The sequence below is a fragment of the Chitinophaga sp. Hz27 genome, from assembly GCF_042263525.1.
Lineage (GTDB): Bacteria > Bacteroidota > Bacteroidia > Chitinophagales > Chitinophagaceae > Chitinophaga.
Map to the genome: position 1 here is coordinate 396,136 of NZ_JBHKFJ010000006.1, position 15,761 is coordinate 411,896.

Sequence of the window (15,761 nt, forward strand, 5' to 3'; positions counted from 1 at the left end):
CAACATGAATATCAGATCAGGAAAGATATTGCCGGTTGTAGCCGCTGATAAAACGGCCATCATATATGATCGTAACAGTTGGAGTTACGGCGATCTGGCGATAGAGGTTTGGAACAACGCCATGTTGTTGAAATCTGCTGCCGGTAGGCCGGTGGCTATTGTATCAGATCATCCTGTTAGAAGGCTGATCCTGGCGCTTAGCGTAATTGAAGCAGGAGGCTATTGCTGCTTCCTGCATCCGGGGAATGATAAGTCGTTACGCCACTATATGCAGGCATGGGGAGATGTGGTCATTCTTACCGACGAAAAATTCAGTCATCAGTTCGACCTCCCCCAGGTGATCGCATTTGATAAAGACGGCTATACTTTTCCGTCTGCCTTGTTTGAGGAAGAGAATTTAGCCCCCTATACTGATGAAGGCGGCCTGCTGCTACGAACTACCACTGAAGATCATACCGCCGTATATGTGGCTGATATGCCATCCCTGCGCGAGCATATCGATTATACCATCACAGAGTTTGGCATCACTGACCATTTGCGGTTGCTTACTCATGCGAGTGAGCAATACCATGATTTATTGGAATGGCTGTTGCCGGCTATTACTGCAAAAGCTACCATACATTTTATAGAAACGTTTGACAATAACATACAGGAAAAAGGTGCCCCGCTGCTGAAACTTACTGCTGAGGGTATCCGCGAATGGTTGCATCATCCATCGCGGTATTCCGGCGTAGGAAAAGCGCGACTGATTATTAGTGGCCACCGTAAAGTGAATCATCATCTTATTAAAGCCTGGCGCAAGCATTTTCCTGCTGTTACTATTGCTTCGTATACCTACCAGCCATTTGGATTGCCTGTTTCTGTGGCCAGTGGTCACCTGGAAACGGCAGAACCACTGGACGCCGGTATCACTGACAGCTTGCTGCTGAACAGGCCTTTTGGCAAAACACGCATTGCTATTCATGATGAGCAGAACAGACCAGCACCGTTGAATGTGCGTGGTAGTTTGCTTATTCAGAATAACCTGCTTACCAGGCCTGTTCTAATAGAATCGCAACAGCACCCGCAAAACAACCAGCTGTTGCCATCGGGCTATAATGCACGTTTTGCTGCGGGAGGAAAAATTCAGTTGCTGAACCAACAGGGCCGCGAAGTGCGTAAAGGCAACCAATTATTGATGTTGGATGAAACAGAAGAAATCGTATGTACGCACCCGTTAGTATATAAATCTGCTGCTATTCAGTATTTCCATAATGGGGAAAGCTTTATAACGGTGGCGGCTACACCAAAAGAAGGGGAAAGTCTTACCCCTATGGCATTGCGCCAGTGGCTCAGTGTTTATATTCCTGCAGCGAGGATGCCCAGGTATTTCGCGATACTGCCTGCATTTCCTGAGTTGCCTGATGGTACTGCAGATATAGCAGCGCTGCAAATATCTGATACCTGGTACGATAGCCAGGCCACCGCCAACGAAACAGAATCGGATATTATTGGTATATGGAAAGAAGCATTGAAGCTGGAAGATATTGGTCCTGCGGATGATTTCTTTTCATTGGGAGGCCATTCGCTCTTAGGCGCGAGGGTAGCTGGTTTGATCAATCAAAAAATGGGAAGCTCGCTTTCCCTGAAAGATATTTTCATTTATCCTACACCTTCATCACTGGCAGCATTCATCAATGCTGAAACGGGAGACGCTGCTGTGGAGCGGCTAGTCAGGCAAGACCGCAGCAGTTATATCCCACTCTCGTTTTCACAGGAACGTGTTTGGTTTATTCACCGTATGCAGGGAAGCGTACCTTTTCACTTGTCAGCATTACTGAAAATGTCTGGCAAGCTGGATATCACGTCACTTGAATCTGCACTGCGGCAGATTGTACAGCGACATGAGGTGATACGCACACTCATTCGTGAAAACGATGGAGAAGCATTCCAGCAGGTAATGCCGGCAGATGCCTGGCAACTGCAGTATGCCGACGCAGCGGCGCTGGATGGTGAAGAAGGGGTGAATACGCTGATCAACGAAACACAACAGATTCCATTCGACCTGGAACAGGATTATATGTTGCGTGCCCTGTTGATCCGTAAGTCGGACCAGGAACACCTCTTGCTGTTTGTGATGCATCACATTGCAACTGATGGTGGTTCTTTCCCGATCATGATGAACGAGCTGGTGACGGGCTATATTGCCCGCACAGAGGGCCGCGAAGCGAATCTACCATCACTGCCACTACAATATGCAGATTATACGGTATGGCAGCGCAAGCATCTCTCGGGAGCATTGCTGGAACGTGAAACGAATTATTGGAAACGACAACTGGAGGGCTTATCTCCCCTGGAATTGCCAACTGATTTTGCGCGTCCTGCTATTCAAAGTACCGCTGGCGGCATGGTTACCGCTACTTTGGATAAACACCTTTGTCAGCAACTGGACCTGGTAGCAAGACAAGAGGGAGTTACCCGTTATGTGATTTTATTGGCAGCATTTAAAATATTACTTGCACGGTATAGTGGTCAGCAGGATATCTGTGTAGGCGTACCCGTAGCAAATCGCAACTATGCGGAGCTGGAACCACTGGTAGGATTTTTCCTGAACCTGTTGGCACTCCGGACTAATTTACAGGAGGTAGGAAAGGTACATGATCTACTGCAACAGGTGCGTAATACTTTACTGGAAGCATATGCACACCAGGAAGTTCCTTTCGAAAAGGTGGTGGGCGCTCAGCGTGATCTGAGCCGCAGCCCTGTATTCCAGGTATTGTTTACACTTCATGAAGGTGGTGGTGCGGAGAATTTCCGTATCCGGGATCTTGCACTGAGTGAACTGAATCTGGAAGAAAGGTCTATTCAGTTTGACCTGGATGTGGCCGTGGTGGAGAGTCATGGCAGTCTGCAAATCAATTTTGGTTATTGCTCCGACCTGTTCAGCAGGTCAACAGCCACACGTATGGTACGCCATTTCAGAGAAATTTTACAGGCTATCCTGGAAAATCCTTACCGGAAAGTTGCGGCCATACCAATGATCACTTCCGATGAAGCTACATTGCTACGCAGTTTCAACAAGAATAAGCTGGCATTTCCTGATAACACCACTTTTGACCAGTTGCTGGATGATATCGTGGAGCGTTACCCTCAGGGAGTGGCTGTAAAACATAATAATAACGTGGTCACCTATACGGAATTACAGCGGGATGCCGGCAAGCTCGCCGGCGCCTTGTATTCCGAAGGACGGCTGCAGCAGGAAGATATTGTGGGTGTGCTGACGGACAGGTCCCCATTATTGGTAACGGCTATTTACGGAATCTGGAAAGCAGGTGCCGTCTATCTGCCATTACATCCGGAACTACCCGTTGAGCGACTGAAGATGATTGCGGAAGATGCGGGATTGAAAATTATTATAACAGAAAGAAAGTATGCGAATGCCATTATCGCGTTACAGCAGATTTGTTCTGATATTCAGCAGATCATCTTTATAGATGAACTGGCATCAACGGCTGTTGCTGCAGTGCCTGAACTACAACGTGATGGTCATGCACTGGCATATGTAATTTATACTTCGGGTTCTACTGGTACTCCCAAAGGTGCTATGGTAGAACATCGGGGTCTGATTAACCATCAGTATGCACGACTTCGTGCATTTGAAGCTGGTGATAACTGCCGCATCGCGCAGAATGCTTCGCAAAGCTTTGATATTTCCATATTCCAGATGTTGGGCGCACTTCTTTGTGGAGGCAGCACCGTTATTTACAGTCAGGATGTAGTATTGCGCCCGGATGTTTTTCTGCAGCAGGTTTCAGCCGACGGTATTACACTGATGGAGCTGGTACCCGGATATTTATCACTGGTGTTGGATGAATTACCGGAAGATAAAGGCGCTGTTTTTACCAACCTTCAATTTATGATGGCGGGTGGAGAAACAGTCAAAAAGCAGCTGGTAGAGCGCTGGTTCGAGGCATTTCCGCACATACCTATTGTTAACGGTTACGGACCTACGGAGGCTTCAGATACCATCACACAGTACATTATGCGGCAGCTGCCAGCGGGAGAGAGCATCTCCATTGGTAAGGCCCTCGATAATCTTGATATATACATTGTAGACAGAAATGGTGCATGGTGCCCTCCTGGTGTGATCGGTGAAATTTGGGTAGCGGGTACCGGTGTAGGACGTGGTTATGTAAATGATCCTGTAAAAACTGACCGTGTATTCATGCAGGATCCATTCAGCGACACACCACAACGCCTCTATAAAACCGGCGACCTGGGCCGCTTCCAGGAAGATGGCACTATTACTTTCATTGGCCGTAAAGATCACCAGGTAAAAATCCGTGGGTATCGTATTGAACTGGGAGAAATAGAACAGCGTCTGAATAATTTGCCAGAAGTAAAAGAAGCAGTGGTGATAGATAGGGAAGGGGCGGATAAACAACTGGCATTGTATGGTTATGTAACGCTGAACGCTGGCGCCAACGCCGATGAATCCAGCCTGAAATCCGCGCTGGGTAATGTACTGCCGGCCTATATGGTGCCCGCATATGTCACAGTACTGGATGCTTTTCCACTGAATACAAATGGTAAGGTAGATCGCAAATTGCTTCCAATGCCAGAAGCAGGAAATGCTGGCGCTGTTGAAATGGTGCTGCCGCGTAATCGCACGGAAGCCGTGATGGTATCCATCTGGCAGCGACTTCTCCATATACAGGAGGTGAGCATCCGGGCAGATTTCTTCGAACTCGGTGGGCATTCGCTGTTGGCTGTAAGGGTATTGTCGGCGATAAGAGCTGAGCTTTCGCTCGATATTAGCATCAGGGACTTTTTTACTTATACGACTATAGAACTGTTGGCAGCTCATTGCGGCAATACTGCAGGTAGCGAAAGTATCTACGACGGGCTGCAAAAGCAGTCACGCAGCGGCCTGATTCCATTGTCGTTCTCACAGGAGCGACTGTGGTTCATAGACCGCCTGCAGGGCTCCTTGCCTTATCATCTTTCCTTCCTGTTGAAATTAACAGGTAAGGTGGATGTAAAGGCATTACAATATGCATTGCAACAGATTGTAAACCGCCACGAAGTATTACGCACCGCTATCATTGAATCGGAAGGTAAGGGTTATCAGGAGGTAATGCCGGAAAACAAGTGGCAGCTTGAATTTGTAGATGCCGCAGCCTTCAGTGGTGCAACAGGACTCGATCATTTTCTCACACAATGCAGGCAGCAATCTTTCCACCTTGCTACGGATCATGCGCTCCAGGCTACCCTGGTACGTGAAAGCCGCGATAGCTATCAGCTACTGATTGTGATGCATCATATTGCATCCGATGGTTGGTCTATTCCATTGCTGGCACATGAGTTGGGAGCATTCTACAATGCTGCGCTGCAAAAACAAAGCCCTGAACTGCCTGTGTTGCCGCTGCAATATGCAGATTATGCCATTTGGCAGCGTAAGGCTATTCAGGCATCAACGCTGGGTAAACAGTTAGCTTATTGGAAGGAGAAGCTATATGGCGTAGAGCCGTTACAGTTACCTACTGATTTTCCACGGCCGCTGACCCAAAGTAATCGCGGAGCCGTACAATATTTTCATATTCCCAATGAATTATGTCTTGCGCTGGAAGCATGGTCCAAAGCAAACGGCGTGACACTGTTTACCACCATGCTGGCTGTATTCAAGGTGTTGTTGCATAGACACAGTACGCAGCATGATATCTGCGTTGGTATTCCTGTAGCGGGTAGGATGCAACCAGAACTGGAGCAGCTGATTGGCTTTTTCGTAAATACCATTGCTATCCGCAGTGATTTTTCCGGCAACCCGCTTTTCACGGACTTCCTGCAACAGGTGAAGCTGTCTACCTTAGAAGCCTATACGAACCAGGACGTACCATTTGAAATGGTGGTGGATCAACTGACCATTCACCGCGATATGAGCCGTAATCCTGTGTTCCAGGCAGCCTTTGCTATGAATAATGTGCCCGAAGCTGCAAATACGTTGCAACTGCATGGACTGAAGGTAGAGGAGGCCGCATTGCCACGCGAGCATGCCAGATTTGATCTTTCATTTGAATTATTTGTACAGGAAGATGGATTGCAGTTGACAGTTGAGTACTGCACTGATTTGTTTACAGCGGCTACTGCAGGTCGTCTGGCTACGCATTATCAGCAATTGCTGCATGCTATCCTGGAAGGTGCCACAGCTACAGTGCTGGCGTTGCCGATGTTGTCTGCCGCAGAAACGGAGCAGTTGCAGATTGGTTTCAATACAACCGTTGCCAGCTATCCACAGCATACTACTGTACCGGCGATACTGGAACAACAAGTGCAGTTGTATGCCGAGCATATTGCAATTACAGCAGGTGAACAGGAAATTTCCTACCAGGAACTGGATCGTCGTGCGAACAGGCTGGCGCACTACCTGCATGCCAAAGGAATCGGGAAAGGCGCATTGGTAGCCGTATGCATGGCACGTTCCGCTGAACTTATTATTAGCATCACCGCCATTGTGAAAGCTGGAGCAGCATATGTTCCTATCGATCCGGCGTATCCTGATGACCGTATTGCATTCATTCTTTCTGATACCAATGCAGCGTTGATCATTACTGATGATAACTGTAACGCAGATACGAAAAACTGGCCGGATTTGCCGGTGTTGCATATACGCGATTTTCCATTGCAGGGAGACGTTTTTCCTGATACTGCGGTGCGAGCAGAAATCGGACCTGAATCTCCGGCTTATGTGATTTATACATCCGGCTCTACAGGGGAACCTAAAGGTGTGATTATTTCTCATCGTTCCTTGCTAAACCTTTGCAGCTGGCATGCTGGCGCATTTGGCGTTACATCGGTGTCAAGGGCTACAACATACGCCGGCGTGGGGTTTGACGCATCTGTTTGGGAGATATGGCCATACCTCTTGCATGGCGCTGGATTGTATCCGGTACCTGAAACTGTAAAGCTGGACGTTGACCAGCTGCTGGCATTTTTCCGTACTAACGGTATTACACATACGTTTTTGCCTACGGCCATCTGCGAGCAACTGCCAGAAATGACAGCGGAAGAAGCAACGACCATGCCGCTGATACTTACAGGTGGAGACCAGCTGAAACGCTTCAACAAAGAACTACGTATTATCAATAACTATGGCCCAACAGAAGCTACTGTAGTGGCAACATCTATAGATCTCTCCGAAATTCCGGCAGATGCTCCGCTCTCCATTGGCCGACCGATCAGCAATACCAGGATTTATATCCTGAACGACGCATTACAATTAATGCCGATAGGAGTAGCAGGAGAAATATATGTGGGTGGAGATGGCCTTGCAATAGGTTATCACAATAGAGAAGCATTAACGGCTACTAAGTTTATAACGGATCCCTATAATCACAATGAACGCCTGTATGCCACTGGCGACCTTGGTCGCTGGCAGGCCAACGGCACGATTGAATTTATGGGCCGTAAAGACTACCAGGTGAAGATCCGCGGTTATCGCGTAGAACCGGGTGAAATTGAAGGTGTTCTCCAACAGCATCCCTTTGTAACGCAGGCAGTAGTGCTGGCCCGCGAAGATCAGGCAGGTCATAAGGTGCTGGTAGCCTATGTGCAGGCAGAAACACAGGATAAAGGTCTGCTGATCGATTACCTTAAAAGTAAACTGCCGGCATATATGGTACCAGCTGTAATAGTGCTGATGGAAGAAATGCCAATGACACCGAATGGGAAGACAGACCGAAAAGCCCTGCCAGCTCCTGATTTTAGCCATTTAACTACACAGGCTTATGTAGCAGCAGGTAATGAGATTGAATTGGCGTTGGTGAACATCTGGCAGGAATTACTCGGTGTAGAACGGGTAGGTATACACGACAATTTCTTCGAACTCGGCGGAGATTCTATTATCACCATCCAGGTGGTAAGCCGCATGAAACGAAAAGGATTTACACTTCATACAAAAGATATTTTCAATAGTCAGACTATTGCCTCCCTCGCAGCCTTACTGGCAGAGAGAACCAATACAGGTAGCCTCTTTGAAGCGGAACAGGGTATACTCTCCGGGAGTAGTCCGCTGTTACCTATTCAGCAATGGTTCCTGAATGGTAATCCGGCAGTAGTGAATCACTTTAATCAGGCGATACTGCTCAATATCCATAAAGCAGTTACACCTGTGGCGCTAACACAAATGATAGCGTCGCTCCTTGCACACCACGACAGCCTCCGTTTTGTTTATCGCCGTCAGGGTAGAAAATGGCAACAGGAGTATGGTGTATCTCCGCAAGAGATAGTAGTTGTTGAGGATATGAGTAATGCAACTGCCTATCAGCTACCCGCGCTGATTGCAGCTGCTGAAGCACAACATCAGCAAAGCCTGGACATCGAAAATGGCCCTTTGCTGCGCATGGTGCTGATGCAGACCCCGGAATCTGTTTCTGATAACCGTCTGTTGATTGCCATACATCACCTGGTGGTGGATGGTGTGTCCTGGAGAATAATACTGGAAGATATTGAACTGTTCCTGGATGCCGCGATGACAGGAACAGTAGCCAACCCGGGACCTAAAACAGGATCTTACCGTCAATGGTACCAGGGATTGGAACAATACGCAGCCACCAATAAACTTGCGGCACAGCGTCCTTATTGGGAGCAAGTTACAGCTGCCTATCTACCAATGCCCGTGGATAAATCTTACAACGGTGTAATAACTGGTAAGGATATACGAAATGTGCATGCGATCCTTTCACCGGAATTGACACACCAGCTACTACAGCATGTTTCGGGTGTATATCGGACTGATATTAATGATCTGTTGCTGGCAGCATTGGCACGCGTTATCTGCGACCATAGCGGTCATCTCAAGGTAACAATAGGCCTGGAGGGACATGGTCGTGAAGAGCTGGTAGGTGATGTTGACATCAGCCGTACAGTGGGATGGTTTACCAGCCTGTATCCGGTATTACTGGATGTAACACATGCGGGTACTGAGAAAGATCTCATTCGGAATACAAAAGAACAGCTGCGCAGTATCCCTGACAAAGGACTGGGTTATGGTGTACTGAAGTTCATCCGTGAAGAGCAGGGCCTTGCCGGTGAGGAGCCATGGGATATCGTGTTCAATTATCTCGGACAACTGGATAATATGGTGGGCACCAGCAAATGGCTAATTGGTATGGACGACAGTAATGCTGCCGTTTCTAATGTAAGCCCATTAAATCCAGTAAAGGAGAAGATTGCCATAACAGCTATGGTGGAAGGCGGCAGGCTAAATATTTCATGGAACTACAGCGGCAGACATTTCGACGCTGGTACTGTTCAGCAATTGGCAGATCGCTATCTACAGGTACTCAGTGGACTCATCCAACATTGTTTGAGCCAATGGGAAGAGGGAGCGGTTTATACGCCATCGGACTATGGACTCAATGCCGAAATCAGTAATGCAGAACTGGACAACTTCTTCCGTGAGCAACAGTCGCGCAATGAGGAAGAAGCCGATATGGACAGTATCCTGAATTTCTAAAGCAAAATACAGAAAATGAGTATTAAAGAATTTATAGAACATATTGAAAGCAGACATTTTTCATTGGTGGCGGCAGGCGACTCATTAAGCCTGAAAGCCAACAGGAAGAAGCTGAAGCAGGAAGAAATTGACGCAGTAAGACAGGATAAGGACATTATCAGTTTTATTAAAGCCAACAAAGCCGGATTAATTACCTATCTGACGGAAGAAGCTCCCGCAAAGAAAAAGACTGACGAAGTGAGTGCCCTCTACCGTCTTAGTGGGCTGCAGGAAGGCATGCTTTTTTACGGTCTTTATGATACAGAAACAGGTGCATACATCAACCAGTTTGCATGCGACCTGTTGTCTCCTGATGTAGAGGCATTTGAAAAAAGCTGGCAGTATGCTATCGGTAACCACAGCATTTTGCGTAGTAGTTTTTACTATGATTCTTTCAATATCCCGGTGCAGTGTGTTTACCGAAATATAGCATTACCTGTGAGTCATTATGATTACCGGGAAATAGATATTGCTGCGCAAGACGCTGCCATTGCAGCTTTTGAGGAAGAAGACCGCCGGCGTGGATTTGACTTCAAGAAAGCACCGGTGATGCGATTGGCGTTGATCCGTTTATCCGACACCCGGTATCGTATGGTATGGACTCACCATCATATCCTGCTGGACGGGTGGTCGGTACCTGTGCTGCTGGAAGAGGTTTTGCAGGCATATGAGCAACTTACTGCCGGCCGTGAGTTACTGTCGGTGGCAGAAGATAAATATGAGGATTATATCCGTTACCTGGAATCCCGGGATAAAGAAGCGGATGAAGCCTTCTGGCGCAATTACCTGAAAGATACAACGGAAGCATGCCTTCTGCCTTTTGTGGCAACAACCGCAGACAGAACGCGTGGCCTCGGCACCTATGCCACTGAGAAATTTCTGGCTGGTTCCGGTGTTACTGCCAGAATCGAAGCTTATGCGCAACGTCATCACATAACAGTGAATACGCTTATGCAGGGCGTGTGGGCGTTACTGTTGCAGCGGTATACCGGCCGCGATGAAGTCACCTTCGGAGTTACAGTTTCAGGCCGGCCTGAAGAGCTGCCAGGAGTTGAACGACGCATTGGTATGTTCATCAATACACTGCCAGTATATACTACCTGCACAGGAATCACAGATATTGCCGCCTGGCTGCAACAATTGCAGCTGGAACAACTGCAATGCCGCGACTATCAGTATACCACACTAAATGATATTCAGCGCTGTACAGGTGTACAAGGCGATCTGTTTGATACCATTCTTGTGTTTGAAAATTATCCGGTTTCTGAAGCTGCCGCAGCGGCGGGTTCTGGGCTACAGCTGGAAAAAGTTTTCTTCCATGAGCAAACCAACTATCCATTGGATATTATGGTGGAAACAGGAAAGGAATTGATCGTTTCATTTAATTACAATACTGCATTACTACAAGAATTTTACGCAAAACAAATCTGCGTGCATTTCGAACATGTGCTGCTGCAGATTATCGATGGGGCTGCCCAACAATTACGGGATGTATCACTGATTACTGTAGAAGAAAAACGCATACTGGTAGAAGAATTTAATGATACAGCTCGTGCGTATGATCTTACTACGACTTTTTATCATGCAGTAGAGAAATTTGCGGTTGAAACACCTGATAAAACAGCGATTATCTGTAACGACAGGCAATTAAGTTACCGACAGCTGAATGATCGTGTGAATACAATGTCGGCAGGTATTAATAACCGCGTAAGGTTAGGTGAGGATGATTTTGCAGCTGTGTTTATGGATCGTTCAGAAAATATGGCGGCAGCCATCCTGGCGCTGTGGAAGCTGGGGGCGGCCTATATCCCTATTGAAAAGAAGTTGCCTGATAACAGGATCATCTCCATACTGGAAGATGCAGGTGTTAAAGCCGTGATAGCGGAGCGTAACCTGGTATCAGTAGCAATGGCAGAGAAAATACAGCAGATATGTTCATTGATATATATAGATGAACTATTGAATACTACACCTGCTACTAATCCGGGATTGCCTTTTAATCCACACAGCTTATCATTTTCTGTATTTACATCAGGTTCTACCGGTAAGCCGAAAGGTGCGATGAGTGAGCATGTCGGAATGATGAACCATGCGCTGGCCACAGTGGATTACCTGGCTATGGATAATAACAGTGTATTGGTGCAGAATGCATCTCACAGTTTTGATATCTCTGTATGGCAGTTCTTTACTGCATTCATCAAAGGAGGAACAACACTGGTATACGATGATGATGTAGTAAATAATGCAGAGGAGTTTTTAAGAGGGCTGGTGGCATACCAGGTAACTGTATTACAGGTAGTACCCACCTATCTCAATCTGCTGTTGGACCTTTTAGAGAAAGAGCCGGAACGTTATCCGTTGCCGGTAAAGCGATTGGTTTGCGGTGGTGAAATTCTTAAACCTGAAACGGTGAAGCGCTGGTTTGCATTGTATCCGGATACTACAGTGGTGAATGATTACGGTCCTGCGGAGGCCTCTGATGGTACTTGCTGGTACGTGTTCAATCATCTGCCAGATGGCATGGAGAAAATTCCGGTAGGTAGATCTATCCACAACATGCATACCTATATCGTTGACGGATATATGAACCTTTGCCCGGTGGGCGTTGTGGGAGAACTCTGTGTAGCAGGGGTGGGCGTAGGTCGTGGGTATATAGGTGATCCTGAAAAAACGGCGGCTGCATTTACCATCGATCCTTTCTTGCCGCAAAAAAATCAGCGCCTGTATAAAACCGGTGACCTCGCGCGCTATCTGCCAGGTGGTTTGCTGGAGTTTCATGGCAGGAAAGATTATCAGGTGAAGGTAAACGGCCAACGGATAGAGCTGGGTGAAATAGAAGCCAAATTAGCCCAGTTGCCAGCTGTGAAAGATGCAGCCGTGATTGCAGCGGATGATACGAACGGCCGTAAATACCTGAGTGCCTTTGTGGTATTCCACGAAGCGCAGTCGGTAGCTTTTACGGTGATCAAAGAACAATTATCCGGAGAACTGCCGCCATACATGGTGCCAAGACAGTTTCAGGAGCTGGATACTTTGCCGGTGAATGCCAATGGGAAAGTAGATCGCAAGCTGCTGGCGCGCATGAGTGCTGCGGTAATAACCGAAAATGAATTTGTTGCTGCAGAGCAGGACGTAGAGAAAATCCTGGTAGCCGCATGGCAGCTGGTGCTGAAGAAAGACAAAGTTGGTATCACAGATAATTTCTATGAATGTGGTGGTGATTCAATCAGCGCAATACAGATAGCATCGCAGGTATACCGGCAGGGATATAAAGTAGAGATAAAGGATATTATGAAACTTCCTACCATCCGTGAACTAAGTCTGGTAGTGAAGCCACTGAAGGTAACAGCTGAACAGGGCGAGGTCACTGGTTATGTTCCACTGACACCGATCCAGGCTGATTTCTTTGCGATGGAAAAAGCGGTGCCGCATCATTATAACCAATCTGTTTTGTTACAGGCTGCACAACCGGTGAATGAAACGGCTATGCGAGCCGCGCTGCTGGAACTCTCCAATTTCCATGATGTACTGAGAACCATATTTACAGAAGATAACGGTAAGAAATTGCAGTATATCCGTCCTGTTGGAGTGGAGGTACCACTTACTGTAAACGACTGGCGTCATGAGGCGGATGCCGCGGCGCGCATGGAAGAAGCTGCGGGCGTCCTGCAGGCCTCTCTGCATTTGTCTTCCGGACCACTGGTCAAAGTGGCGATTTTCCGCCTTCCTGCAGGTGATCACCTGTTTATTACTATCCATCATCTGTTGATAGACGCTGTATCGTGGAGGATTATACTGGAAGATTTATTCAACCTGTATGATCAGCAGCTGCTACAGCAAAAAACAACATTGCCTGCCAAAACAGATGCGTTCAGGCACTGGTCCGAGCGTTTGGTCCAATATGCTAACAGCAATGAGTTCCGACAGGAAGTTGATTATTGGCAGCGGATGCATACTGCCGGCAATGCTGCAATTCCATTGGATGGAGATACCCTGAATGCAGCGTCTGTGAAGGATATCCGTGAACACAGTGTACGCCTGAGCGAAGCGGTAACCACACAACTCACCAGGCAGGCACATGCTGCCTTTAACACTGATATTAATGATTTGCTTCTGGCCGCATTAGGACTGGCTACGGCCAGGGTATTTGGTATGCAGCAATTGCAACTGATGCTCGAAAGTCATGGTCGTCCTGATATTCTGAAAGATATTTCAGTGTCCCGTACTGTAGGTTGGTTTACGGCGGAATACCCGGTGTGCCTGGATTTACAGCAGGTAGGAGATCTTGCCATGCATATCAAGCATACAAAGGAACTGCTGCATAAGGTACCGCATAACGGTATCGGTTATGGTCTGGCAAAATACTCTGCAACAGCAAGTCCGCTCCGTCATGCAGAAAAACCGCAACTGGTATTTAACTACCTGGGCGCTACCGGCGATGACTTGCCTGAAGGTGAGTTCCGTCTGCTGGAACATGCACCCGGCGCAGTTGAATCGCCCCTCAATAAAAGCGATTATGCGTTGGAGTTAATCGGTTTCCTGCGAGAGAACCAGCTAGTACTCACCGTGTACTATTCTACGGTTCAGTTCCGTGCCGACACCATCAGCCGCTGGATGGAAGCTTACAAGGAAGCGTTGGAAATAGTGGCAGCCTTGTGTACGGGCAGTACCATCCGCGAATACACGCCGAGCGATTACGATTACAAAGATTTGTCTATCGAAGAGCTCAACCAACTGAATGCCCTATTTGACTAATCAGATACTCAGCAACTCAAAAAATCTAAACTTTTTACTATGTCCGATTTTTCAAGATTTCATTTATCCGAGGAACCAAAGATTATCAGTGCCCAGATACCAGGCACACGTTCACAGGAATTACTGACCCTTCAACAGGAAATAGAAGGTAGTGTGGTGTCCTACCCAAGGAGTATACCTATCGCATTTGAACGCGCGAAAGGCGCCGTTATAGAAGATGTAGATGGTAACCAGTTTATCGATTTCTTTGCCGGCGCCGGTGTGGTAAACCTGGGGCATACCAACGAAGAAGTGCTGGCATATGTAACAGCACAACAGGAAAAACTGATTCATGCGCTCGACTTTCCAACAGAAAATAAATTATCTGCCATTCAGAAAATACTGGCGCATTTGCCGGAACAACTGAGGGATCAATACAAGGTTAGCTTTGGAGGACCTACCGGATCTGATGCTATAGAAGCTGCACTGAAGCTGGCTAAAATCAAAACAGGCCGCGATACAATTATCGCATTCACAGGTGGCTACCATGGTATGACCTCAGCGGCATTGTCGCTTACGTCTGATACAGGATTCCGTAATAGACTGACTTCTCTCACACCGAATGTACACTTTGTTCCATACAGCTATTGCTACCGTTGCCCATTCAAGCTGGATGAGGCAAACTGCAAAATGGCTTGTGTTGACTACCTGCGCAATATTCTGGAAAACAGTCATTCCGGTATTCCAAAACCTGCTGCTATTGTAATCGAGCCTATTCAGGGCGAAGGAGGCAACATCGTACCAAGAGAAGGTTACCTGGAAGCACTGGTAAAACTGGCACATGCTCATGACGTACTGGTGATTTTCGATGAGATCCAGTGCGGGTTTTTCCGTTCTGGTGAATTCCTTGCCTGGATGCATACTGGCGCTGTTCCGGATATTATCACGATCTCCAAAGGCATCGGTGGTGTAGGATTGCCATTGGCAGGACTCATTTACCGCAAGGACGTAGAGGCCTGGGGCCCTGCCGCGCACATTGGTACTTTTCGTGGTAACCAGGCTAGCCTGGCCGGAGCAAATGGTGCATTCGACTTTGTAGATAAGTATAACCTCAACGAACATACGAAAGAGGCGGGAGACAAACTTATAAACGGACTGAAAGCCCTGCAGGAAAACAGTCCTTATATCGGCGATGTACGCGGCAGAGGACTGATGATCGGTATTGAAATGGTAAAAGATAAAAAGACAAAAGAACCCTTCCCTTCGCTGGTGAAGCGCTTCAGGAATGAATGTATGCAGCGCGGACTCATCTTCGAAGTGGGCGGCCATTATAACAACGTAGTACGCCTGGTTCCACCATTGATCATCACACCGGCGATCATCGATAATGCACTTGCCATCATGAAAGAAGCGCTGGCAGTAAGTGAATCGGCAGTGAAAGAAACAGGAAGAATGGCAACAGCATAAATTCCAGGGCTGCTGCCTCCCAATTTTG

Annotated in this window: 3 protein-coding genes; all 3 read left to right on the forward strand. The window is 47.4% G+C overall.

The window, feature by feature from the left end:
- Positions 1 to 4: 4 nt before the first annotated feature.
- From ACE38W_RS16560 to ACE38W_RS16570, 3 genes are read left to right on the forward strand one after another with little or no spacing between them, the layout of a single operon-like run.
- Positions 5 to 9,493 (forward strand): amino acid adenylation domain-containing protein, encoded by a 9,489-nt coding sequence (locus tag ACE38W_RS16560; protein ID WP_375832363.1) that lies wholly within the window; start codon positions 5 to 7, stop codon positions 9,491 to 9,493.
- Positions 9,494 to 9,508: 15 nt separating this feature from the next.
- Complete coding sequence (locus ACE38W_RS16565) at positions 9,509 to 14,287, forward strand: amino acid adenylation domain-containing protein (RefSeq protein WP_375832364.1); 4,779 nt, start codon at positions 9,509 to 9,511, stop codon at positions 14,285 to 14,287.
- A 39-nt stretch (positions 14,288 to 14,326) separates the two neighbouring features.
- Positions 14,327 to 15,733 carry an aspartate aminotransferase family protein gene (locus ACE38W_RS16570; RefSeq protein WP_375832365.1) on the forward strand — a complete coding sequence of 469 codons (1,407 nt, stop codon included), beginning with the start codon at positions 14,327 to 14,329 and terminating at the stop codon, positions 15,731 to 15,733.
- Positions 15,734 to 15,761 lie beyond the last annotated feature (28 nt).